Raw genomic sequence first — 22,984 nt, 5'->3', positions numbered from 1 at the left:
GCTGCGCTGCCCGATGCTTAGACTTCGATGACGTCAGCCACGTCCTTGTAGTCCGCGATCTTGTCGAAGTTCAGGTACTGGTAGATCTGGTCGCCGCTCTTGTTGATGACGCCCATGTCGGCCATGTACTCGTCCTTGGTCGGGATGCGGCCCAGCTTCGAGCAGATGGCGGCCAGTTCGGCCGAACCCAGGTACACGTTGGTGTTCTTGCCCAGGCGGTTCGGGAAGTTGCGGGTGCTGGTCGACATGACGGTCGCGCCTTCGCGCACCTGTGCCTGGTTGCCCATGCACAGCGAGCAGCCCGGCATTTCCGTGCGGGCGCCGGCGGTGCCGAACACGCCGTAGTGGCCTTCCTCGGTCAGCTGGGTGGCGTCCATCTTGGTCGGGGGGGCGACCCACAGCTTGACCGGGATGTCGCGCTTGCCTTCCAGCAGCTTGGAGGCTGCGCGGAAGTGGCCGATGTTGGTCATGCAGCTGCCGATGAACACTTCGTCGATCTTGGCGCCAGCGACTTCCGACAGCGTCTTCACGTCGTCAGGGTCGTTCGGGCAGGCCACGATGGGTTCGTGCACGTCGGCCAGGTCGATCTCGATCACGGCGGCGTATTCGGCGTCGGCGTCCGGCTCCAGCAGCTTGGGGTCGGCCAGCCAGGCTTCCATGGCCTTGATGCGGCGGCCCAGCGTGCGCTCGTCTTCGTAACCGTTGGCGATCATCCACTTCAGCATCACGATGTTGCTGTTGATGTACTCGATGATCGGTTCCTTGTTCAGGCGCACCGAGCAGCCGGCGGCCGAACGTTCCGCGGAAGCGTCCGACAGTTCAAAGGCTTGTTCGACCTTCAGGTCGGGCAGGCCTTCGATTTCCAGGATGCGGCCGGAGAAGATGTTCTTCTTGCCTTGCTTGGCAACCGTCAGCAGGCCTTGCTTGATGGCGTACAGCGGAATCGCGTTGACCAGGTCGCGCAGGGTCACGCCGGGCTGCAGCTTGCCCTTGAAGCGGACCAGCACCGATTCCGGCATGTCCAGCGGCATCACGCCGGTGGCGGCGGCAAAGGCGACCAGGCCCGAGCCGGCCGGGAACGAGATGCCGATGGGGAAGCGGGTGTGCGAGTCGCCGCCGGTGCCGACGGTGTCGGGCAACAGCATGCGGTTGAGCCACGAGTGGATCACGCCGTCGCCCGGGCGCAGCGAGACGCCGCCGCGGGTGCTGATGAATTCCGGCAGCGTGTGGTGCGTCTTGACGTCCACGGGCTTCGGATAGGCGGCGGTGTGGCAGAACGACTGCATCACCAGGTCGGCCGAGAAGCCCAGGCAGGCCAGATCCTTCAGTTCGTCGCGGGTCATGGGGCCGGTGGTGTCCTGGCTGCCGACCGAGGTCATCTTCGGTTCGCAGTAGGTGCCCGGGCGGATGCCCTTGCCTTCGGCCAGGCCGCAGGCGCGGCCGACCATCTTCTGGGCCAGCGTGTAACCGCGGCCGGTGTCGGCGGGGTCCTTGGGCAGGCGGAACAGCGTCGAGGCCGGCAGGCCCAGCGCTTCGCGCGCCTTGGCGGTCAGGCCGCGGCCGATGATCAGCGGAATGCGGCCGCCGGCGCGCACTTCGTCGAACAGCACGTCGGACTTCACTTCGAATTCGGCGATGACTTCGCCGTTCTTCAGGGCGCGGCCTTCATAGGGGCGCAGTTCGACCACGTCGCCCATTTCCATCTTGGAAACGTCGAGTTCGATCGGCAGGGCGCCGGCGTCTTCCATGGTGTTGTAGAAGATCGGGGCGATCTTGTTGCCCAGGCACACGCCGCCGAAACGCTTGTTCGGCACGAAGGGGATGTCTTCGCCGGTGAACCACAGCACCGAGTTGGTGGCCGACTTGCGCGACGACCCCGTACCCACCACGTCGCCGACGTAGGCGACCAGGTGGCCCTTTTCCTTCAGGGATTCGATGAACTTGACCGGACCGCGCTTGCCGTCTTCTTCCGGTTCGAACGCGGCGCCGTCGCGCTTGTTCTTCAGCATCGCCAGGGCGTGCATCGGGATGTCGGGGCGGGTGGTGGCGTCGGGAGCCGGCGACAGGTCGTCGGTGTTGGTTTCGCCAGGCACCTTGAAGACGGTGATGGTCAGGCTCTGCGGCAGTTCCGGACGGCTGGTGAACCATTCGGCGTCGGCCCAGCTCTGCATCACGGACTTGGCGTTGGCGTTGCCCTTGTCCGCCTTTTCCTTCACGTCGTGGAAGGCGTCGAACATCAACAGGGTCTTCTTCAGCGCATCGGCGGCGATGGTGCCGATTTCAGCGTCGTCCAGCAGGTCGACCAGCGGGCCAATGTTGTAGCCGCCCAGCATGGTGCCGAGCAGTTCAGTCGCCTTGGCGCGGCTGATCAGCGCACAAGCTTCCTTGCCCAGCGCCACGGCAGCCAGGTACGAAGCCTTGACCTTGGCGGCGTCGTCCACGCCGGCGGGCACGCGGTGGGTCAGCAGGTCGACCAGGTTCTGCTCCTCGCCAGCGGGCGGGTTCTTGAGCAGTTCGATCAGTTCAGCGGTTTGTTTGGCCGTAAGGGGCAGCGGGGGGATCCCCAGAGCCGCGCGTTCGGCAACGTGTTGGCGGTAATTATCCAGCATGTGAGGCCTGCTCAAAGTCGGGTTGGAAGAAGGGTTGTTCGCCGAATTGTAGAGGGAACAGGGGGACGCAAGCAAATGTCTTATATCTTATATAAGACTTGAGCCCATAGCTGTTGCTTAAGGGCGACGCAGGACGGCACCCTAGCGCGGCCCGGCGTCGTACACCACGCCCACCCGGGCGAAGTTGCCGCCGTATTGCTTGACGTCGACCTGGAACGGCGCGCTTTCCTCCGGCTTGAGCTTGGGCAGCCGCAATTCCTGGAAAACCGCGCCTGTCAGCTTGTCCTGGGCGTCGTAAAGGCTGATCCAGACCTTGACGTTCTCGACCTCGGCCTGGCTGTCATTGCGCACGCGGCCGTGCACGGTCACGTACTTGTAGCGGAAGCGGTGGGTGAAGTTCAGGGTGCCGGTGCCGACCTGGGCCTCGGTGTTCTCGACCGTGACCGCCAGCTTGGGGCGCGGGCCGGGCAGGGCGGCGCGCTTGGCGGGCAGCCAGTCGGTCTTGACCTCGGTATAGCGGTCGACGCGGCCGGTCAACGCCACCGGCACCCGCTCGCCGGGGTACAGGCGCGCCGGCAGGCTCCAGCTCTGGCGCAGGTCCAGCCGGTTGGAACCGTCGAACACCGTAATGTTGGCTTTCGGCGACAGGACAACGTACTGGTCGCTGGTGTTGACCAGTTCGGCGTACAGGACCGGGCGCTCGATCTCGTCGAGCAGGCGGCGCGGCGCGGACAGCTTGAGCGCGCTGGCGTCGAACAGCGCGAAGTCCGGATCCAGCAGTTCCGCGGTCGTCAGGCGCACGTGCTCGATGATTCGCGGGTCGGCCGGGCTGACGCGCACGATGCGGCTGGCGGGCGTTTCCGCCTTGGACGCGGCAGACGCTGCGGTGTGGGTCTCGCTTTGCACCATGTAGTCGTAGGAGGCGACCCGGCCCTCGGTCAGCATCTCGCAGCGCACGTCAAAGGAGGTCAGCGCGTTCGGCGCCAGCGGGCTGGCGGCGCCGTAGCCGTTGCCGGTGCCGATCAGCTTGCCGTCCTCGTCGTACAGCATCACCGTGATCTGGCTGCTGTTGGCCTCGTTGGCGCCGTTGTTCTTCAAGAGGCCGACCAGGCGGTAGGCGCCGTCGTTGCGCACTAGCTGCACCTTGCTGGCGGCCACGTCGTTGTTCCTGTCCCGCGCCAGCGTCGGCTGCGAGACCTGCAGCGTATAGCGGCTGTAGGCCTGGCTGGGCGTGGAGATGATGACAGGTGTGTACTCGCCCGGCTGCAGCGAACGCGCCGGCGCCGAGCCGGAGTTCGACGGCAGCGACAGGTCGCCCTGGAAGAACGAAGCCGTGACGCGCGGCACGTCGATCTTCTTGCCCGTCTCGTTGCGCATGATCATGACCAGCTGCGTGCGGTCGCGGACCCGGATCTCCTGCACGTCCGTCAGCTTGACCAGCGAGGCGTCGATGGGAGGCGGCGCAGGCGGCTGCCGTGTGACGGTCGGTTTGGACCCGATCATGGAGGCGACCAAAGGCACGGCGATTACGGCGGCGACGGCGACTGCCACCGCCGCGATGGCGCGCGGACCGAGCTGCGGCTTGGGAGCCGGCTGCTGCATCCCGCGCAGGATCTTCTCCAGCCGTTGGGCGACGTTGTCTTCGACCAGCGTGACCGCGTGGCAATGGCTGCAGCGGTATTCGTTGGTGTCCAGCTTGGTGAATTGGGCGCTGCCGCAGGTCGAGCAGGTCAGCGTCACCGTGTTGATCGTGGTCTGTTTGGGCGTCATTCTCGCAGCCGTGCGCGCCGTATCCAGACGGCGCGGCGGATGGCGCGGCGGGAGCAAGGCGCAAGGGATTTACAGGGCGGCAAGGATAGCGGCAGGGCGCGCCGGTCATGGTGCACGAGCGCATCCAGTTGTGACAAAGTGTGAGTCGGCGCGTCCCGGTGCTATGATCGCCGGCGGAAAAAACCCGATCCCAAACCCCTAACGCTGTTCCCCGTCGATCCGCTCCCGCGCCGCGCAACGCGCCGCTCCGGGCAGAGCCGAGGCAGGTCAGGCTCTCCCATTAGCATGAGCATTTCCCAATATTTGCTGTTCCTCGCCTGCGTGGCGCTCGCCACCTATGCGCAGACCATGACGGGCTTCGCCTTCGGGCTGGTGTTGTTGGGCCTGTCGGGCGTGTTCCAGCTGGCTTCCGTGTCCGAAGTGGCCAACGTGGTCAGCGTGCTGTCGCTGGTGAATGCCGCCGTGACGCTGGCACGCGCCAAGCCGCAGGTGAACTGGTCGTTGATGCGGCCCGCGATGGCCAGCAGCCTGGTCGGCGTGGGGGCGGGCGTGGCGGCGCTGGCCTGGATCAGCGGCTCCATGGGCGTGCTGCTGCAACTGCTTTTGGGCTGCACCATCCTGGGCTGCGCGGTGCTGTTGATCGCGCGTGCGCAGCCGCTGGCGCATGTGTCCTCGCGCGGTTCGTTCGTGTTCTTCGGCGCGATTTCCGGCGTGCTGGGCGGATTGTTTTCCAGCGCGGGTCCGCCCATGGTCTATCACCTGTACCGCCAGCCCCTGCCGCTGGCCGCCATCCGCAACAGCCTGCTGATTCTGTTTTCGCTTAACGCGGTCGTGCGCCTGGCGCTCGTGACCGGGCAGGGGGCCTTCATGGCCTCGTCGTTCTGGTTGAGTCTGCTGGCGTTGCCGGTTGTGATCGGCGTCACCTGGGTGGCTCGCCGCTACAGCACGGCGGGCTCGATGAAGACCGTCAAGCGCATGGTGTTCGTGCTGTTGCTGGCGGCCGGCATGGGTTTGATCGTGCCGGCATTCAAGGCGCTCGCGGCGGGCTAGCCGCGAGTCCGTCGCATGGACCGCGCGGCGTCAGCCGCGTTCGCCGGTGATGTAGCGTTCGAGTTCGTGGATGATGAACTTCTGTTCGCTCATGACGTCCTTGACCAGGTCGCCGATGGAAAGCAGGCCGACCAGCTTGCCGTCCTCGATGACAGGCAGATGACGGAAGTGGCGTTCCGTCATCATCGCCATACAGTGTTCGCGCGTGTCCGCGCGGCTGACGTAGTAGACGGAATCGGTCATGATGTCGCGCACCTTCGTGGTACGCGAGGAGCGGTCCTGCAGCACGATCTTGCGGGCGTAGTCGCGCTCGGTCAGCATGCCCAGCACCGCGTCGCCCTGGACCACCACCACGGCGCCGATGCTGCGTTCCGCCATGATTCTGACGGCTTCGAAAACCGACGCGTCGGGTGAAACCGTCACGACGGAATGATTGGCTTTTTCCCTGAGTATCTCAGCAACTGTCTTCACGATGCGCTCCCGGATCGCTGGTGAGGATAAAACCCATGCTCCATCCTAAGCCTGGCGGCCGTGTTGCCGCAAGCGGCGCGCTTATTTCGCGTTCTTGTCCCGGAACGCCTGACTGGCCATTTCGCGCAGGTTGCGCGTGGCGCTGCGTTCGGTCGCGGGGTTCCATGCCAGCGAAATGCCGATCGTTGCATCCGCGGGAAAATCGGCCAGCGTCTTGTAGACGACGTTGGTGCCGGGCAGGCGCCGGCCGCCGGCTGGTACCAGGGCCACGCCCAGGCCGCTTTCCACCAGGCTGAGCAGCGTCTGCACCTGCACCGCCTCCTGCGTGATGCGGGGCGTGAAGCCGCGTAGCTGGCAGGCGTTGATGGCGGCCATGCGCAGGCCGGCAGCCTCGGTGGCGGTGTACATGATGAAGGCCTCGTCGGCCAGGTCCGCCAGGCGGATGCGGCCGCGCCGCGCCAGCGGATGCGTCTTGGGCACGGCCAGCGCGAAGTTCTCGGTCGTCAGCGGCGCGAGCCGCACGTTCGATCCCATCGCCACCGGCACGCGCACGATGCCGATCTCCAGGGTGTCTTCCTCGAGTTCCTGCATGATGCGTATGGAGGTGGCTTCGCGCAGCACCACGGTGACGCCGGGATAGCGTTGCCGGAACTGCGGCAGGATGCGTGGCAGCACGCCGTGCGTGGCCGAGCCCACGAAACCGATGCGCACGGTGCCGCCTTCGCCCGCGGCGCCGGCGCGCGCCGCCTGCCGGAACTGTTCGGCATGGAACAGGGCGCGGCGCGCCTCGTCCAGCGCGGCCAGGCCGGCTTCGGTGAGTTTCACGCCCTGGCGTCCGCGCAGGAACAGCGGCACTCCCACCATCTCTTCGAGCTTGCGTATCGAGACGGACAGGGGCGGCTGCGACATGTGCAGTTTTTCGGCAGCGCGGTGGAAATTCAGCGTTTCGGCCAGGACCAGGAACTGCTGCAGATGACGGAAATCCATGCGGGCGCTCCAGATGGCATTGGGCATGGATGATATGAAGTTCGTATCGATGAGGGTATTGGTGCTATCCCTTCGGTATCAGGAAGTCACGCCGCGCAAGCCCCGGGCGCAAGATGGCGGCGGTATGATGGAACGCATTACAAGGAGGAAACACCATGAATGAAGTCATCGTCGCGTCCGCCGTCCGCACCGCCATCGGCGATTTCGGGGGCGCGCTGAAAGACGTGCCGCCGTGCGACCTGGGCGCAACCGTCATCAAGGCCGCGCTGGAACGCGCCGCCGTCAAGGGCGATGAGGTCGGGCACGTCGCCGTGGGCCACGTCATCAACACCGAACCCCGCGACATGTACCTGTCGCGCGTGGCGGCCATGAACGCCGGCATCGCCAAGGAAACCCCCGCCTTCAACGTCAACCGCCTTTGCGGTTCGGGCTTGCAGGCCATCGTGTCGGCTGCGCAGACCATCATGCTGGGCGATGCCGAAATCGCCATCGGCGCGGGCGCCGAAAGCATGAGCCGCGCGCCGTACATCGCGCCGGCGCAGCGCTGGGGCGCGCGCATGGGCGATAGCGTGATGCTGGACATGATGACCGGCGCGCTGTCGGATCCGTTCGGCCGCATGCACATGGGCGTGACCGCCGAGAACGTGGCGGCCAAGTTCGGCATCAGCCGCCAGGACCAGGACGCCGTGGCCGCGGAATCGCATCGCCGCGCCGCGGCCGCCATCGACGCGGGCTACTTCCGCGACCAGATCGTGCCGGTGGTCATGAAGTCGCGCAAGGGCGAAGTGGTGTTCGACACCGATGAGCATGTGCGCCGCGACGTCACGGCCGAAAACCTTGCGGGCCTGAAGCCGGTGTTCCAGAAGGAAAACGGCACGGTGACGGCGGGCAACGCCTCGGGCCTGAACGACGGCGCGGGCGCCGTGGTGCTGATGAACGCCTCGGTCGCAGCCAAGCGGGGCGTCAAGCCGCTGGCGCGCCTGGTGGCCTATGCCCACGCGGGCGTGGACCCCAACATCATGGGCATCGGTCCTGTGCCGGCCACGCAGGCCGCGCTCAAGCGCGCCGGCCTGACGGTGGATCAGCTGGACGTGATCGAAGCCAACGAAGCGTTCGCGGCGCAAGCCTGCGCGGTGTCGCGCGAACTGAAGCTGGATCCGGCCAAGGTGAACCCCAACGGCAGCGGCATCGGCCTGGGCCACCCCATCGGGGCCACCGGCGCGATCATCACCGTCAAGGCGCTGCACGAACTGCAGCGCGTGGGCGGGCGCTACGCGCTGGTGACCATGTGCATCGGCGGCGGCCAGGGCATTGCCGCCATCTTCGAGCGGATCTGAAGCGCCTAGGGGCGCCTCTGGGCGCCCGGCCGCAAGACTGCCCCCTCGCTGCGCGAGGGGGCTTTATTTTTCCAGGTAATCCTTGGCCCACGCCTGGCACTCGGCGCGCAGCAGCGCGCCCATCTGCGCCCGCCGCGGCGCGTCCAGCCGGCTGCTGATCGCGCCGAAGCTGAATGCCACCCAGGTCAGTTCCGACACCCGGAACGCCACGCCCACGCCCGATACGCCGGGCGTGATGGTGTCCACGATTTCCGAATAGCCCGCTGCGCGCGCCTGCCTGACCGATTTCATCAGGGCAGCGCTGGATGCGCCGATCTGCGCGTAAGTGGCGGAGTGCCGCGCGTACAGCGCAGCGATTTCCTCGTCGGGCAGGGTGGCCATCAGCGCCAGGCCGCCCGCGCCCACGCCCAGAAGACGCCGCTCCCCCTGGTCGATGGTGAATACCTTGACGGGGAACGAGCCAGCCTCGCGCAGCAGGCATAGGGCGTAGTCGCCCTGGCGTATCACCAGGAACACCGTGTCGCCCGACAGGCGCGCGAGCTTCTGCGCAAACGGACGCAGCGCGTCCAGGAGCGGCGTGCGCCGCAGCGCCGCGAATCCCAGTTGCATGGAATCCACGCCCAGGCGGTAGCGCCGGGTCGTGGCGTCGCGCTCGGCGAATTGCTCTTCCAGCAGGCAACTGAGCAGCCGGTGCGCGGTGGAGCGTTCCAGTCCGGCCTCGGCCATGACGCCTTGCAGGTCTATGCCGTCTTCCTGGTGCTGCGCCAGTACGCGCAGCAGGCCCAGGGCGCGCCGCATGCTCTGGGTACCGCCTGTGGATCCACTGTTGTTCATAATGTGGGAAATATTGATTGAATATTTTGTATTTTAGGATTCCAGGTGCGTTAATTCAATCCAGTCGACCGCGCCGCCTCTCAAGGCGCGGCGGAACAAGGACGAGGAGACCATGGAATACGCCACCCTGGCCGTCGAGCGGCACGACTCGGTATGCCGCATCAGCCTGGCGCGCGAATCCGCGCGCAATGCCCAAAGCCAGCAGATGCTGGACGAACTGGATGACGCGTTGACGCGCGCAGAACAGGACGACTCGGTACGGGTCGTGGTGTTGGCCGGGCGCGGCGCGCATTTTTCCGCGGGCCATGACCTGAAGGAAGCCCAGGCCAAACGCGCCGACTTCACGGTGGAGGAGCGCTGGGATTACGAGTCGCGCCGCTACTACGGCTATTGCATGCGCATCTGGGACTTTCCCAAACCGACGGTGGCGCAGGTGCAGGGCGCCTGCGTGGCGGGCGGTTTCATGATCGCCAATATGTGCGATCTGGTGGTGTGCTCCGACACCGCCTATTTTTCGGATCCCGTCGGCCACACGCTGGCGGCCGCCGCCACCGAGGTGCTGATCCATCCCTGGGTCATGGGGCTGCGCAAGGCCAAGGAAATGCTCTACACCGGCGAAAAGGTGGACGCGCAGGAAGCGCTGCGCATCGGCATGGTGAACCGCGTGGTGCCCGAGGCCGAGCTGGACGCCGCGACCCTGGCGCTGGCGCAGCGCATCGCGCAGGCGCCGCCTTTCGGCCTGCGCCTCATCAAGCGTTCGCTGAACCGCACCGCGGACGCACAGGGTTTCCGCACCGCTCTGTCGGCGCATTTCGATACGCACCAGCTGTCGCATCTGAGCGAGGAGTTCCAGGCCGTCCGTGCACGCGGCCTGGCGCAAGCCATCCAGCGCAACAAGCAAATGGCCCCACGCGACGCAAGCGCGCTGCCCCCCGAGGGGGCGCCTTTTGCCTTGGGGCGGCCCGGCGGCAAAACGGGTGAGGCAGCATGACTCTGGACCCCTTGCTCAACCCGCGCTCCATCGCGATGATCGGCGCCAGCGCCGACGCAGGGCGCATCGGCGGCATGCCGCTGGATCTGCTGACGCGCTTCGGCTATGCGGGCGGCATCTATCCCGTGAATCCGAAGTACCAGGAAGTCTTCGGCCGCCGCTGCTGGCCGGACATCGAGTCCGTGCCCGAGGCGGTGGACCTGGCGGTGCTGGCCATCGCGGCCGCGGACGTCACGCCCATGCTGCGCCGCTGCCACGCAAAGGGCGTGCGCGCCGCCATCGTCTACGCCGCGGGCTTTGCCGAAGCGGGCGGCGAGGGCGCGCGCCTGCAGGACGAGCTGGAGGCCTTCGTGGCCGAAAGCGGCATGGCCGTGGCGGGCCCGAATTGCATGGGCTTCGCCAACCTGAACACGCAGGCCTACACGGCGTTCGCCTCGGTCTTCAAGACCGCGCCGGCGCAGACGGGGCCGGGCAAGGTCAGCCTGCTGACGCAAAGCGGCAACGTGTGCGCGGCGGTGTACGCGATCGCGCGCCGGCTGGACCTGCCGTTCTCGCATTTCATCAACACCGGCAACGAAGCCTGCCTGGATTTCTCGCAATACCTGGAGTACCTGGCGGCCGACCCGCAGACGGAAATCGTCCTGGGCTACATAGAACAGTTGCGCGATGGCGAGCGCTTCAAGCGCGCCTGCCGCGAACTGGAGCGCCAGGGCAAGTTGCTGATCGCGCTGAAGGCCGGCACCACGGACAAGGGCGCGCAGGCGGTGCAGTCGCATACCTCGGCGCTGGCCGGGGACCGGCGCGTGTACGGGGCGGCCTTCCGCCAATTGAATGTGATCGAGGCCACCGATTTCGCGCAGATGGCGCATCTGGCCAGCCTGGCCACGCTGCGTCACCGCTCGGCGGGCAAGCGCGTCGCGGTGCTGACCATGTCGGGCGCGCTGGGCGCCATCCTGGCGGACAAGTTCATCGGCGCAGGACTGGAGTTGCCCGATCTGCCGCCGGACCTGCAGGCGGTACTGCGCGGCGGGATTCCCGACTACGGCATGGTCGGCAATCCGGTGGACGTGACCGGCAACGTGGTCAACGATCCAGCCTTTGTGCATACCGTGCTGGAAGCGCTGGCCACCACCGATGCGATCGACGCGGTCGTCGTGTATGCGCCCGGCTACATGCTGGACCGCATGGCCGACGCGCTGACGGACGTGTCGCGCCGGCACAAGCGCCTGTTCGTTGCCATTGATACCGGCCTGGCCCAGAGCCGCGCGGCCTTGCGCGACGCCGAGGTGGCCGTGTTCGAGGACTTGGGTCTCGCGGTCGCGGCCCTGGCGCCTTACCTGCTGTGGTGCGAGGCGCGCGGCGCCAAGCGCATCGCGGCGGCGCCGCAACTGGACGCGCCAGCGGTGCCGGCTGTGCCCTGCAATGAAGCGGATGCGCGCGGGTACGTGGCTGCTTTCGGCCTGCCGCAAGCGCGGACCAAGGTGGCCGCGAACGCGGATGAAGCCGTCGCGCAGGCGCGGGAGGCCGGATATCCGGTTGCCCTGAAGATACTGAGCGCCGACATCGCCCACAAGACCGAGGTGGGCGGCGTGGCGCTGAACCTGGCCGACGACGACGCCGTGCGCCGCGCGTACGGCGAGGTGACGCGGGCGGCGGCCGCGGCGCAGCCAGGGGCGCGGATCGACGGCGTGATGGTGCAGAAGATGGAGCGCGGCGTGGCCGAGATCATCGTCGGCGCCACGCGCGATCCCGTCTTCGGTCCGGTGCTGACCGTGGGGCTGGGCGGGGTACTGACCGAGCTGTACCAGGACACCAGCCATCGCCTGCTGCCGGTGGACGAGGACATTGCGCTGCAAATGCTGCAGGAGCTCAAGGCCTACGCGCTGCTTGACGGTTATCGCGGCAAGCCCCAGGCCGACGTGGCGGCCGCGTGCCGCAGCATCGTGGCCGTGGGCAATGCCTTGCTTGCCGCGCCCGCGCATGTGGCGGAAATCGAAGTCAATCCATTGCTGATCAAAGAGGCTGGACAGGGCGTTGCGGTACTGGACGCGCTGATCCTGCCCGCAACCCGTAGCGCCTAGCGCGCAATCCATCCCAGGAGGAGACAAGCATGATGAAGAAACTATTGGCCGGCGTCGCGCTGGCTTGCATCGGCGTCACGGGTCCGGCCATGGCCCAGGACAGCTATCCCAACCGTCCGATACGCATCGTGGTGCCGTTCTCGCCAGGAGGCGCGACCGACATCATGAGCCGCCTGCTGGCGGAAAAGCTCAGCGGCAAGCTGGGCCAGCCGGTAATCGTGGAAAACAAGCCGGGCGGCGGCACCATGATCGCGTCCGACTACGTGTCGCGCGCCGAACCCGACGGCTATACCTTGCTGATGGCGGCTTCGTCGCTGGGCATCGCGCCCAGCATCTACGCCAAGGTGAACTACGACCCGATCAAGGACTTCGCGCCCATCAGCCAGGTGGCCTCGGTGGTGCACGTGCTGGAAGTGCATCCCTCGGTGCCGGCCAAGAACGTGGGCGAGCTGATCGCCTACCTGAAGGCGAATCCGGGCAAGGTCAGCTACGGTTCGGTCGGCACCGGCAGCTCGACCCATCTGGAAGCTGAACTCTTCAACAGCATGGCGGGCGTGCAGATGACGCACATCCCGTACAAGGGCAGCGCGCCAGCGCTCAACGATCTGGTGGCGGGCCGCCTGCAGGTCATGTTCGACGCCTGGGCCTCGTCCGGCCCCTTCGTGAAGGACGGCAAGCTGCGCGTGTTGGCGGTGACTACCGCCCAGCCCTCGGCCTCGGTGCCGGATCTGCCGACCGTTGCGGCCTCGGGCCTGCCGGGCTATTCCGCCATGCCCTGGCTGGGCCTGGTGGCGCCGGCGCGCACGCCGCAGCCGGTGGTGGACAAGATCTACAGCAACCTGGCGCAGATCCTGCAACAGCCTGACGTCAAGGCGCAGTTCACCGGCCTGGGGCTGGACATCATCGGCAGCGATCCCAAGACTTTCGCCGCTTTCATCCGCCAGGACGTGACCACGTGGGCCAAGGTCGCGCGCGATTCGAACATCCGCCTGGAGTAATGGCATGACGCAGTTGGAAAGCGCCGCGCGGGAAGACGAGACGTTCCGCCTGGACTTGCGCGGCTGGCTGGCATCGGCCTACGCCGGTTTCGTCAAGGATTGGCCGGGCGGGGCCGAGCCGCGCAACCTTGATTTCCGGCGGGCATGGGAAGACACCCTGTGCGCCAACGGCTGGTCCGGTTTGGGCTGGCCCAAGGAGCATGGGGGCCGCGCCCTGCCGCTGTCGCGGCAGGCGGTGTTCCATGAAGAGCACGCGCGCTGCGGCGCGCCGCTGGGCGTGAACCTGATCGGACACGGCATCCTGGCGCCGACGCTGCTGCATTTCGGCACCGAGGCGCAGAAGCGCCGCTTTTTGCCCGGAATCCTGTCGAACCGCGAGGTCTGGTGCCAGGGCTATTCGGAGCCTGGCGCCGGCTCCGACCTGGCGTCGGTGCGCACGCGGGCGGAGGCAGCGGCGGGCGGCTATCGCTTGAACGGCCACAAGATCTGGACCTCGTTCGCCGACCGCGCGCAATGGTGCTTCGTGCTTGCGCGCACCGATGCGCAGGCGCCCAAGCACAAGGGGCTGAGCTTCCTGCTGGTCGACATGCGCAGCCCCGGCGTGCGGGTCGAACCCATCCGGCAGATTACGGGCGAGGCCGAATTCTGCGAGGTGTTCTTCGAGGATGTGTTCGTGCCCGAAGACTGCCTGCTGGGCGCGCCGAACCAGGGCTGGAAGATCGCCATGGCCGCGGCCAGCTTCGAGCGCGGCACCTACTTCATCCCGCGGCTGGTGCGCTTCGCGCAGGAACTGCGCCAGGTGCGCGAACTGGCGTTGCGCGCCGACGCCTACGGCCACGTTCCGGCGTCCTCGGCCGCGGTGCGCCATCAGTGGGCGCGGCTCGCGGCCGACAGCCATGTGCTGGCGTTGAAGTCGCAGCGGGCGCTGGCCGGCGCGATGCGCGGCGATCCGCCGGGGCCCGAGGGGTCTTCCACCAAGATCCATTGGAGCGAAGCGCATCAGCGGCTGCTGGAACTGTCGCTGCAACTGCTGGGCGAGGATGCCTGCCTGGCGGACGACGCGAGCGACGCGCATGCCGCCGAACTGACGCATGCCTATCTGTGGTCGCGCGCCGAAACCATATTGGCCGGCACCTCCGAAATCCAGCGCAATATCATCGCCGAGCAGATGCTCGGCCTGCCCAAGGCTTGAACCTCATGGATCTGCATCCGACCGAAGACCAGCGCATGCTGGACGACGCGGCCCGGCGCTTTCTGGCCGACCGCCATCCGCCCGCTGCGGCCCGCGCCGCGGCCGGCAAACCCTATGAAGCGCGCCTGGCGCAATGGCGCGAGATCGCCGCCCAGGGCTGGCCGGCGCTGTTGGCGCCGGCCGCGCAGGACGGGCTGGGGCTGGGCATGCGCGAAGCCTGGATCGTGGCTGAAGCCGCCGGCCGGCACCTGTTGAGCCTGCCGCTGGCGGCCAACATGGCGATACTGCCGACCCTGTGCGCGGCGGGGCCGGCCGCGGGATGGGCTGCCGCCGTGATGGCGGGCGACACCTACTTTGCTGACGCTGCCGTGCGTCCCGACGGATCGGTCTTCATCGAAGGCGCGGGCGAGGGCGTGCGTGCACTGGCCGTGCGGCGCTTGAGCGCCACCGCCCTGCGCCTGGAGGCGCTGGCGCCCGTATCCGGCGAGGCGCGGCTCGATCCCACCATGCCGGTGGCGCGCGTGACCCGCCCGCAAGTGCTGGACAGCGTCGATCTGGAGGTCGAGGCGGGAACCTGGGAGCGCCTGCGGACGCGCCTGCGCCTGTTGCGTTCGGCGGAGCTGCTGGGCGCTGCCTCGGCCGCGCTGGACATGGCGGCGGCCCATGCACGCGAACGCCGGCAGTTCGACCGCGCCATCGGCGCCAACCAGGCGATCAAGCACCGGCTGGCGGAAGACTGGATGGCCCTGGACGACGCCAGGCTGGCGGGCGTGGCAGCGGTTGCGGCGCATGACGCGGGCGCGGCTTCGGCGGAACGCGACAGCCTGTTCGCGCCATTGCTTGCGGTGGAGGCGGGCCGGCGCGCGGCGCAGAACGCCATCCAGGTCCACGGCGCGTTGGGCGTCACCTGGGAGTGCGATGCGCACCTTTACCTGAAGCGGGTGCTGCGGCTGGCGGCCGGCCTGCAAGCCGAAACGTCCCGCGCGGAACTGCTGGAACGCATCTGGGAGAGCGGGGACGGCCGGCTGGCCGCCTGACGCAGAGGCGGCGTCCGACCTACAATCGCCGCCATGCATAAATCGAACTTTCCTTCCGAGCTGGACCAGCCGACCCTGTCCGAGGTGGACGGCGTCCGCTATCTGCACTTCAACACCGTCTGGGTCCAGGGCGCCATGCGCATCAAGAACCCGTCGGAGCTGGTGCTCGAGTACACCGCCCAGATGATGGCCTGGCTGCTGTTCCTGGAGCCGCCCAAGGACGAAGCCATCGGCATGCTGGGCCTGGGCGCCGGCTCGCTGGCGCGCTACTGCGTGAAGCACACGCGCAGCCCCTTGCTGGCGGTGGAATGGAATCCGCGGGTGACGGCGGCTTGCCATATGTTCTTCCGCCTGCCCGGCGCGAACCGCCTCGAAGTCGAACACGCCGACGCCGGCGCCTGGGTGGCCGATCCGCTCAACGCGGGGCGTTGCCCGGTGCTGATGGTGGACTTGTACGACGCCATGGCCGAGGGACCGGTGCGCGACAGCGTCAAGTTCTACCGCGACTGCCGCCGCGTGCTGGGCGAGGTCGGCGTGCTGGCGGTGAACCTGTTCGGCCGCCACGAGAGCTTCGGCAAGAACATCGACAACCTGTCCAAGGCCTTCGACGATCGCATCGTGCTGCTGCCCGAGGTCGAGGCGGGCAACCAGATCGTGCTGGCGTTCTCCGGCCCGCGCCTGGAAGTCACCCCCGCCGAGCTGTTGGCCAGGGCCGAGGTGGTGGAGGCCAAATACGGCCTGCCGGCGCGCCGCTGGGCCCGCTCCCTGACCCGCCACGCGGTCGATGGGGTGCTGCACTTCTGATTTTGTCCCCATTTTTCGGGATGAATCGACGGGCCTCCGGATGCCGGAGGCCCTTTTTATTCCTAGGGTAGCTACCGAGGAGCAAGGGGTTTTCTTTTTCCCACATCCAGCACTATCATGGTCTTATTCATAATTATGAATTACGGTGCAGTCCAGGCCGCTGACCCATGACTCTTCCCATCGTCCGGCAAGCCCTCTACCTGGAAGTCGCGGATCGCCTGCGCGGCATGATCCACGCGCGCTCCCTGCGCAACGGCGAATGGATAGACGAACTGCGCCTGGCGGGCGAGCTGGGCATCTCCCGCACCCCCTTGCGCGAGGCGCTCAAGGTGCTGGCCACCGAGGGGCTGGTGCGGCTGGAGCCGCGCCGCGGCTGCTTCGTCAATGAACTCTCGGCGCAAGACCTGGAAGACATCTTCCCGCTGATGGCCATGCTGGAAGGGCGCTGCGCCTTCGAGGCCGCGCGCAAGGCCAGCGATGCCCAATTGGCCGAGCTTGAACCCCTGCACGCGGCGCTGGCGGGCCATGCCCAGGCTGGCCGCATCGATGCCTACTACAAGACCAACTACCTGATCCACGAAGCGGTGCAGGCCCTGGCCGGCAACCAATGGCTGTCGGACATGGTGGGCAATCTGCGCAAGGTGCTGAGCCTGTCGCGCCACCGCAGCCTGTCCCAGCCCGGCCGCATCCAGCAGTCCTGCGCCGAGCACCTGGCCATATTCGAAGCGCTCAAGGCGCACGACAGCGAGGCCGCGCAGGCGCTCGCGCACAACCACCTGATGCGCCAGCTGGAAGCGCTGCGCGCATTGAGCCATGCGGACGCCGCCGATGCGGCGCCGTCCGATCCCATCGTCATCGAGGAGCCCGCCCATGTCCGCACCCGCCAATCTCGCGCCCGCGCGCGGCGCACGCACGCCTGAGCCCGAGGCCGATGCCATCGATGAAGCGGCCGCCGCCGAAAGCGCGGGCCTGATGTCCCGCCTGGGCAAGCTGTGGGAACGCGGCCGGCTGCCCAGTGAATCCGAAGTCCGGCGTTTGTTCGAAGCGCGCCTGACCGACGTGGCCGCCAACAAGCTGGCCCGCCGCTGGTGCGAGCAGTACAGCGCCGCGGACGGCAAGGACCGCCGGCTGATGCTGACCGCGCTGGCGCAGGCGCGCGGCAGCTACGCTGGCGAAGGCGGCGAGGGCGTGCGCCTCTTCAAGCGCTTCAATGCGCAGCCCCAGGGCCTGCGCTTCCTGGTGGAGCTGCGCGCGGACATGCTGCGCTGGCGCAAGCAGGTGGCGGGCATTCAGATGCTGGACAAGGACCTCGAGGGTCTGCTGTCCGCCTGGTTCGACGTGGGCCTGCTGGAACTGCGGCCGCTGACCTGGGATTCGCCTGCGTCGCTACTGGAAAAGTTGATCCTTTACGAAGCCGTGCACGAGATCACCTCCTGGGACGACCTGCGCCGCCGCGTTTCGCCGGACCGTCGCTGCTACGCCTATTTCCATCCGCAGATGCCGGGCGTGCCGCTCATCTTCGTGGAAGTCGCCTTCGCCAGCCAGATGGCCGACAACGTGCAGGTGCTTTTGGACAGCACCCTGCCGCCGCAGGACCTGGACAAGGCGCGCTGGGCCATCTTCTATTCCATCTCCAACACGCAACCCGGCCTGAAGGGCATCAGCTTCGGCAACTTCCTGCTCAAGCGCGTGGTGGAGCAGCTGCTGCATGAACTGCCCAAGCTGAAGTCCTTCGCCACGCTGTCGCCCATCCCGGGCTTCGCCGACTGGCTGGGCAAGCTGGACGCCGAGGCGGTGGAGGCCATCGTGCGCGAGGACAAGGTGCGCGCCAAGGCGCGCAAGCGCGAGGGCGTGCCCGACGGGCGGCGCTGGGTTGCGCGCCTGGCCAAGGCGGCCCAGGGCAAGGCCGCCGACGTGGTCAAGCGCGCGGGTTTCCGCCTGACAGCCAATTATCTGCAGTCCATGAAGAACGGCATGCCGGTGGACGCGGTGGCGCGTTTCCACCTGGGCAATGGCGCGCGCATCGAACGGCTCAATTGGGCCGCGGATACCTCGCCCAAGGGACTCAAGCAGTCCTGCGGCTTGATGGTGAACTACCTCTACGACCTCGACGAGCTGGATGACAACCTGGCCCGGCTGGGCGAGGGCAAGCCCCAGGTCAGCCGCGGCGTGGGGCGGGTGGCATAGGCGTCGCGCCCGCGGCGCAACTACATAAGAAAGAGGGCAGGAGACATGACGGACAACGTGGCCGGCCGCGTGCTGCTGGAACGCGAGGGCGATCTGGCGCGGGTGACGCTATCGCACCCGGGGCGCCTGAACGCGATCACCGTGGGCATGTGGCATGAACTGCGGGACGTATTCACGCGCATTGCGCAGGACGATACCGTGCGCTGCGTGATCGTGCGCGGCGAGGGCGGCAACTTCGCCGCCGGCGCCGACATTCGCGAGTTCCCCGCGCAGCGCGGCGACATGGCCGGCGTGCAGCGCTACCACCGCCAGGTGCTGGCGCCTGCCTTGCAGGCGGTCGCCCTGTGTCCGCATCCGGTCGTCGCGCAGATCGAAGGCGTATGCGTGGGCGGGGGGCTTGAGATCGCCAGCCAGTGCGATCTGCGGATCGCGGGCGAATCCGCGCGTTTCGGCGTGCCGATCAACCGCCTGGGATTTCCCATGGCGCCGGACGAAATGAGCGGCCTGCTGGCCTTGGTCGGACGCGCCGCCACCCTGGCCATCCTGCTCGAAGGCCGCGTGTTCGGCGCGGCCGAGGCCCGCGAGCTGGGCCTGCTGACGCGCGTCGTTCCCGACGACCAGGTGGTCGACGCGGCCAAACGCAGCGCCGAGCGCATCGCGGCTGGCGCGCCGCTGGCCGCCCGCATCAACAAGCGCCTGTCGCGCAGGCTCGCCGCCGGCGGCGCCTTGACCGAAGACGAATACCAGGATTATTTCTCGTACGCCGACAGCCGGGACCACAAGGAGGGCGTGCGCGCCTTCCTGGCCGGCGTGGACCCTTCCTTTTCCGGAGACTAGACAAGGTGAGCAACGCTAATCTATATGCTGTCCTGCAAGGCGGCTTTCCCAAAGACCGCAGCAAAGTCGCGCTGGAAACGCCCGACTTGCAATACACCTGGGACGACATCGATCGCGCCACCGCGTGCCTGGCCAATCTGCTGACCTCGCTGGATCTGCCGGCCGGTTCGCGCGTGGCGGTGCAGGTCGAAAAGTCGCCCGAAGCGCTGCTGCTGTACCTGGCCACCTTGCGTGCCGGCCTGGTCTACCTTCCGCTGAATACCGCCTACCGCGAATCGGAAATCGAGTACTTCCTGGGTAATGCCGAGCCGGCCGTGGTGGTCTGCGCCAGCAAGAACCTGGACTGGGTGCAGCGCGCGGCAGACAAGGCGGGCACCGCGCACGTGTACACGCTGAATGAAGACCGCAGCGGCACGCTGCTGGATGCCGCGGGCGGCCTGCCGCAGACTTTCAAGACCGTCGCGCGCAAGCCCGACGATCTGGCCGCCATCCTGTACACGTCCGGCACCACCGGGCGCAGCAAGGGCGCGATGCTGTCGCACGGCAACCTCGCCGCCAACGCCCGCGTGCTGCACGACTATTGGGGTTGGCGCCCGGACGACGTGCTGCTGCACATGCTGCCGATCTTCCATGTGCACGGCCTGTTCGTGGCCTCGCATGGCGCCTTGCTGGCAGGGGCCAGGATGATCTGGCTGCCCAAGCTCGACGTCGACCAGGCCTTGCACTACCTGCCGCAGAGCACCGTGATGATGGGCGTGCCAACGTACTACGTGCGTCTGCTGGCCGACCCGCGCTTTGACCGCAGCGTCTGCGCCAACATGCGCCTCTTCATTTCGGGCTCGGCGCCCTTGCTGGCCGAGACATTCTCGGACTTCCAGAAACGCAGCGGCCACGCCATCCTGGAACGCTATGGCATGAGCGAGACGGTCATGCTTACCTCCAATCCCTATGACGCCAAGCTGGGCGAACGTCTGGCGGGTACCGTGGGCCGCGCTCTGCCGCAAGTGCAGGTGCGCGTGGTCGACGATGCCGGCATCGCGCTGGCGCCGGGCGAGATCGGCAACGTGCAGGTGCGCGGGCCGAACGTGTTCTCGGGCTACTGGCGCATGCCGGAAAAGACCGCCGAGGAATTCACCGCCGACGGCTGGTTCAAGACGGGCGACGTGGGCCGCTGGGGCGGCGAGTCCGCGGGACGCGACGTGCCCGCCGACTACCTGTCCATCGTGGGCCGCAGCAAGGACCTGATCATTTCCGGCGGCTTCAACGTGTACCCCAAGGAGATCGAAACGCTGATCGACGACATGCCCGGCGTGGCCGAATCGGCGGTCATCGGCGTGCCGCACGCAGACTTCGGCGAGGCCGTGGTGGCCGTTGTGGTGCCCAAGGACGGCGCGGCGCTGGACGCGGACGCGATGCAGGCCGAGCTGAAATCGCGCATCGCCAATTTCAAGGTGCCCAAGCGCGTGCACATCATCGGCGAACTGCCGCGCAACACCATGGGCAAGGTGCAGAAGAACGTGCTGCGCGAAACCTACAAGGCGCTCTGACGTACGCGCCGACCGCTCCCCGATCTGGGGAGCGGGTTTTCTTCAGGCCCGGCGTGTGATGCGCAGGCCATCTTTCAGGAGCGCTCGCCCCCAAAAAAACCGCAAGTCCCAGCAGCCCATTCCATACAAAAACTTCAAGAGACGAGACGCACATAACCGCGCCGTCCCCATGCTGCAGCAAGAGGAGACAATATGAAATATCGCACCACCGCCGCGGCCGTATTCGCCGTGGCCGCCCTGGGCTTTGGCGGCGTCGCCGCCGCACAATGGCCCGAACGCCCGATCACGCTGATCGTCCCGTTCCCCGCAGGCGGCGGCACGGACACCTTTGCCCGTCCGCTGGCCCAGCAACTGACCACGCAGCTGGGCCAGCCCGTGGTCATCGACAACAAGGGCGGGGCGGGCGGAACCGTGGGCGCGGGCGTCGCGGCCAAGGCCAGGCCTGACGGCTACACCTTCTTCATGGGCGGCGCGCACCATGCGCTGGCCCCCTCGTTGTACAAGAACCTGAACTACGACATCCAGAAGGACTTCGTGCCGGTCGCGCTGGTCGCCCAGCCGCCGCAGGTCATCGTCATCAATCCGTCCAAGCTGCCGGTGAAGACGGTGCAGGAATTGATCGACTACGCCAAGAAGCGTCCCGGAGAAATCAACTTCGGCACTGCCGGCAAGGGCAGCACGCATCACCTGGCCGGCGAGCTGTTCGCCATGCAGACCGGCATCAAACTGGTGGACGTGCCCTACCAGGGCGCCGGGCCCATGCTGTCGGCCCTGATCGGCGGACAGGTGGACCTGGCGTTCGACGGCCTGGGTTCGTCCGCCGGCCATATACGCTCCGGCACGATCAAGCCCCTGGCCGTGGCTGCCACCGAACGCTCGCAATCGCTGCCCGACGTGCCCACCGCCGCCGAGGCCGGCGTGCCGAACTACGTGGTGTCGACCTGGTACGCGATCTGGGCGCCCGCTGGCACGCCCAAGGAAGCGGTGGACCGGATGAGCGCCGAGATCACCAAGGCCCTGAATGCGCCGAAGATCAAGGAAACCTGGGCCGGCAACGGCTCGGCCGTGCCCACCCTGACCGGCGCCGAGTTCGGCAAGTTCGTCGATAGCGAGGTTGGGCGTTGGGCCAAGGTGGTGAAGGACTCGGGGGTGAAGCTGGATTGATGAGCCGGCGCTTTCTTGTCCGTCACTCCGGCAGGACAAGGAAGCGCCGCCTGCACCCCTGGTGGATCTTCGCCGCCAGAGCTCTGTGCTCCCGTCGTGATTGATCCACCAGCCTGGCCAGCTTGCGCGGGGAATGGATCTTGCGAGACTGAAGCCGATGTTGGAAACGGCGGATTTCAACCGAGGTGCAGGCCCGGCGCGCATCGCGCAGCAGGCCATGGATCTGCTGCAACCGCAGATTCTCCGGGTGGATCAACGCCAAGAGGCTTTCCGCTTTGTCGATCTTCTCGTGCAAGTGTTGCAGGGCCTCGGCTTCCGTCTGGACGCCGTACCGCTTCCAGGCAGGTTCGTGATGAAAAAGACGATTGCGGAACTCCCTCAGCGTCGCAACCAGGTCTCTGCCGTGGGCCAGTACGGCGCTCGCCTGGCGCGTGGGCCAAGGTCCGCGAAACACGGTGGATAGATGCTTGGGCCAGATCAGGCCCCGTCCCATGAAATCGGCATTGAGCAGGAACTTCCAGGATGAGAATTCAGTCTTGGAAATCACGCCTGCATGGTTAGGAATGATGTGACCGCGTAGCCGGTGACGACTGCGGACCTCGCTGATGTACTTGCGCGTTGCCTTGACAAAATTGTCATGCACCGCCTGCACGGCGTAAGGTGGCGCGGCGCCGGGCGCATACGAGCGATACAGTAGCCGCGGACCCGACCACCAGAACGACCCCAGGTCCGCGGTCAGCGCCCGGTCGATGGCATTGCGCAAGGTGATTTCAACCGCGCTGATCAACGGGTACAAGGCGCCGCTGGCATGGGTGTTCCATAAATAGGCGCCCATCAGTTCCACATCATTGGCTGGGCTGAAGACGGTCTGATAACTGCTCATGCGCTCGTTGCTAATGAGCGTGTCTATCAGAATCGGCCGATATTGCAGTGTTGTTGGCATGTCACTCACCCTGGAAAGATCCGCAGGTGTCCAAGATTGACTCTGGACAGCCTCGCGGAATAAGATCTCTCTAAGGTTGGTGATGGCTTCCAATTGGCGCAAGCCTACGACCCATCATGTAAGACCTGATGTCACCCCGGCCTTG

At 66.9% G+C, this 22,984-nt stretch carries 19 protein-coding genes; 13 read left to right on the top strand and 6 right to left on the bottom strand.

Going from position 1 to position 22,984, the window contains the following annotated elements; all coding sequences use genetic code 11:
* Positions 1-17 precede the first annotated feature (17 nt).
* Together acnB and IB257_RS31665 are read right to left on the bottom strand one after the other, a co-directional pair.
* Positions 18-2,609, bottom strand: coding sequence for a bifunctional aconitate hydratase 2/2-methylisocitrate dehydratase (gene acnB / locus IB257_RS28365; protein WP_054452959.1), 2,592 nt, complete (start codon positions 2,607-2,609; stop codon positions 18-20).
* 141 nt (positions 2,610-2,750) lie between these two features.
* Entirely contained in the window at positions 2,751-4,379 is a 1,629-nt protein-coding gene (locus IB257_RS31665) for an FxLYD domain-containing protein (RefSeq protein ID WP_225589273.1), read from the bottom strand.
* Positions 4,380-4,664: 285 nt separating this feature from the next.
* Between IB257_RS31665 and IB257_RS28350 the strand changes: the two genes are divergently transcribed.
* Positions 4,665-5,429 carry a sulfite exporter TauE/SafE family protein gene (locus IB257_RS28350; RefSeq protein ID WP_054452957.1) on the top strand — a complete coding sequence of 255 codons (765 nt, stop codon included), beginning with the start codon at positions 4,665-4,667 and terminating at the stop codon, positions 5,427-5,429.
* A 30-nt stretch (positions 5,430-5,459) separates the two neighbouring features.
* Here the strand turns inward: IB257_RS28350 and IB257_RS28345 are convergent, their stop codons facing one another.
* A complete protein-coding gene (locus IB257_RS28345) occupies positions 5,460-5,900 on the bottom strand; it encodes a CBS domain-containing protein (RefSeq protein ID WP_054452955.1) in 441 nt (146 codons plus the stop codon).
* 81 nt (positions 5,901-5,981) lie between these two features.
* A complete protein-coding gene (locus IB257_RS28340; RefSeq protein ID WP_054452953.1) occupies positions 5,982-6,887 on the bottom strand; it encodes a LysR family transcriptional regulator in 906 nt (301 codons plus the stop codon).
* Between the two features lie 155 nt (positions 6,888-7,042).
* Between IB257_RS28340 and bktB the strand changes: the two genes are divergently transcribed.
* On the top strand, positions 7,043-8,224 hold the full coding sequence (gene bktB / locus IB257_RS28335) for a beta-ketothiolase BktB (RefSeq protein ID WP_054452951.1): 1,182 nt from the start codon (positions 7,043-7,045) through the stop codon (positions 8,222-8,224).
* A 63-nt stretch (positions 8,225-8,287) separates the two neighbouring features.
* Here bktB and IB257_RS28330 read toward each other — a convergent pair whose 3' ends face one another.
* Positions 8,288-9,058, bottom strand: coding sequence for an IclR family transcriptional regulator (locus tag IB257_RS28330; protein ID WP_054452949.1), 771 nt, complete (start codon positions 9,056-9,058; stop codon positions 8,288-8,290).
* Positions 9,059-9,170: 112 nt separating this feature from the next.
* Between IB257_RS28330 and IB257_RS28325 the strand changes: the two genes are divergently transcribed.
* From IB257_RS28325 to IB257_RS28275, 11 genes are all read left to right on the top strand, one after another.
* Positions 9,171-10,049, top strand: a complete 879-nt coding sequence (locus tag IB257_RS28325; RefSeq protein WP_225589271.1) for an enoyl-CoA hydratase — start codon at positions 9,171-9,173, stop codon at positions 10,047-10,049.
* Positions 10,046-12,130 carry an acetate--CoA ligase family protein gene (locus IB257_RS28320; protein WP_192493168.1) on the top strand — a complete coding sequence of 695 codons (2,085 nt, stop codon included), beginning with the start codon at positions 10,046-10,048 and terminating at the stop codon, positions 12,128-12,130. Before IB257_RS28325 ends, IB257_RS28320 begins: the two co-directional genes overlap by 4 nt.
* Before the next feature lie 29 nt (positions 12,131-12,159).
* Complete coding sequence (locus IB257_RS28315; RefSeq protein WP_125473428.1) at positions 12,160-13,128, top strand: tripartite tricarboxylate transporter substrate binding protein; 969 nt, start codon at positions 12,160-12,162, stop codon at positions 13,126-13,128.
* 4 nt (positions 13,129-13,132) lie between these two features.
* Positions 13,133-14,320: an acyl-CoA dehydrogenase family protein gene (locus IB257_RS28310; RefSeq protein ID WP_192493167.1), complete on the top strand. Its 1,188-nt coding sequence runs from the start codon at positions 13,133-13,135 to the stop codon at positions 14,318-14,320.
* Between the two features lie 5 nt (positions 14,321-14,325).
* A complete protein-coding gene (locus IB257_RS28305; protein ID WP_192493166.1) occupies positions 14,326-15,357 on the top strand; it encodes an acyl-CoA dehydrogenase family protein in 1,032 nt (343 codons plus the stop codon).
* 33 nt (positions 15,358-15,390) lie between these two features.
* Positions 15,391-16,161 carry a hypothetical protein gene (locus tag IB257_RS28300; RefSeq protein WP_059372341.1) on the top strand — a complete coding sequence of 257 codons (771 nt, stop codon included), beginning with the start codon at positions 15,391-15,393 and terminating at the stop codon, positions 16,159-16,161.
* A gap of 167 nt (positions 16,162-16,328) precedes the next feature.
* A complete protein-coding gene (locus IB257_RS28295) occupies positions 16,329-17,081 on the top strand; it encodes a GntR family transcriptional regulator (protein WP_175163182.1) in 753 nt (250 codons plus the stop codon).
* Positions 17,032-18,348 carry a malonyl-CoA decarboxylase domain-containing protein gene (locus IB257_RS28290; RefSeq protein ID WP_192493165.1) on the top strand — a complete coding sequence of 439 codons (1,317 nt, stop codon included), beginning with the start codon at positions 17,032-17,034 and terminating at the stop codon, positions 18,346-18,348. Before IB257_RS28295 ends, IB257_RS28290 begins: the two co-directional genes overlap by 50 nt.
* Positions 18,349-18,393: 45 nt before the next feature.
* Positions 18,394-19,185, top strand: a complete 792-nt coding sequence (locus tag IB257_RS28285) for an enoyl-CoA hydratase/isomerase family protein (protein WP_119449998.1) — start codon at positions 18,394-18,396, stop codon at positions 19,183-19,185.
* Positions 19,186-19,190: 5 nt separating this feature from the next.
* A complete protein-coding gene (locus tag IB257_RS28280) occupies positions 19,191-20,732 on the top strand; it encodes a malonyl-CoA synthase (protein WP_192352260.1) in 1,542 nt (513 codons plus the stop codon).
* A 192-nt stretch (positions 20,733-20,924) separates the two neighbouring features.
* Positions 20,925-21,896 carry a tripartite tricarboxylate transporter substrate binding protein gene (locus IB257_RS28275; protein ID WP_119449996.1) on the top strand — a complete coding sequence of 324 codons (972 nt, stop codon included), beginning with the start codon at positions 20,925-20,927 and terminating at the stop codon, positions 21,894-21,896.
* A 22-nt stretch (positions 21,897-21,918) separates the two neighbouring features.
* On the opposite strand, the gene IB257_RS28270 is transcribed toward IB257_RS28275, so the two are convergent.
* On the bottom strand, positions 21,919-22,932 hold the full coding sequence (locus tag IB257_RS28270; RefSeq protein WP_225589270.1) for a CAAX protease: 1,014 nt from the start codon (positions 22,930-22,932) through the stop codon (positions 21,919-21,921).
* Between the last annotated feature and the right edge of the window lie 52 nt (positions 22,933-22,984).

This window comes from Achromobacter sp. ACM03, from assembly GCF_014851665.1.
GTDB classification, from domain to species: Bacteria; Pseudomonadota; Gammaproteobacteria; order Burkholderiales; family Burkholderiaceae_B; genus Achromobacter; species Achromobacter aegrifaciens.
This window is presented reverse-complemented; position numbering and strand designations above follow the sequence as displayed.

What these genes read in the sequence shown, in the direction of transcription:
- IB257_RS28290 (WP_192493165.1), top strand. Translation starts at nt 17,032, where the DNA reads ATGTCCGCACCCGCCAATCTCGCGCCCGCGCGCGGCGCACGCACGCCT.
- acnB (WP_054452959.1), bottom strand. Translation starts at nt 2,609, where the DNA reads ATGCTGGATAATTACCGCCAACACGTTGCCGAACGCGCGGCTCTGGGG.
- IB257_RS28285 (WP_119449998.1), top strand. Translation starts at nt 18,394, where the DNA reads ATGACGGACAACGTGGCCGGCCGCGTGCTGCTGGAACGCGAGGGCGAT.
- IB257_RS28340 (WP_054452953.1), bottom strand. Translation starts at nt 6,887, where the DNA reads ATGGATTTCCGTCATCTGCAGCAGTTCCTGGTCCTGGCCGAAACGCTG.
- IB257_RS28275 (WP_119449996.1), top strand. Translation starts at nt 20,925, where the DNA reads ATGAAATATCGCACCACCGCCGCGGCCGTATTCGCCGTGGCCGCCCTG.
- IB257_RS28310 (WP_192493167.1), top strand. Translation starts at nt 13,133, where the DNA reads ATGACGCAGTTGGAAAGCGCCGCGCGGGAAGACGAGACGTTCCGCCTG.
- IB257_RS28315 (WP_125473428.1), top strand. Translation starts at nt 12,160, where the DNA reads ATGATGAAGAAACTATTGGCCGGCGTCGCGCTGGCTTGCATCGGCGTC.
- IB257_RS28330 (WP_054452949.1), bottom strand. Translation starts at nt 9,058, where the DNA reads ATGAACAACAGTGGATCCACAGGCGGTACCCAGAGCATGCGGCGCGCC.
- IB257_RS28300 (WP_059372341.1), top strand. Translation starts at nt 15,391, where the DNA reads ATGCATAAATCGAACTTTCCTTCCGAGCTGGACCAGCCGACCCTGTCC.
- IB257_RS28320 (WP_192493168.1), top strand. Translation starts at nt 10,046, where the DNA reads ATGACTCTGGACCCCTTGCTCAACCCGCGCTCCATCGCGATGATCGGC.
- IB257_RS31665 (WP_225589273.1), bottom strand. Translation starts at nt 4,379, where the DNA reads ATGACGCCCAAACAGACCACGATCAACACGGTGACGCTGACCTGCTCG.
- IB257_RS28295 (WP_175163182.1), top strand. Translation starts at nt 16,329, where the DNA reads ATGACTCTTCCCATCGTCCGGCAAGCCCTCTACCTGGAAGTCGCGGAT.
- IB257_RS28325 (WP_225589271.1), top strand. Translation starts at nt 9,171, where the DNA reads ATGGAATACGCCACCCTGGCCGTCGAGCGGCACGACTCGGTATGCCGC.
- bktB (WP_054452951.1), top strand. Translation starts at nt 7,043, where the DNA reads ATGAATGAAGTCATCGTCGCGTCCGCCGTCCGCACCGCCATCGGCGAT.
- IB257_RS28350 (WP_054452957.1), top strand. Translation starts at nt 4,665, where the DNA reads ATGAGCATTTCCCAATATTTGCTGTTCCTCGCCTGCGTGGCGCTCGCC.
- IB257_RS28305 (WP_192493166.1), top strand. Translation starts at nt 14,326, where the DNA reads ATGGATCTGCATCCGACCGAAGACCAGCGCATGCTGGACGACGCGGCC.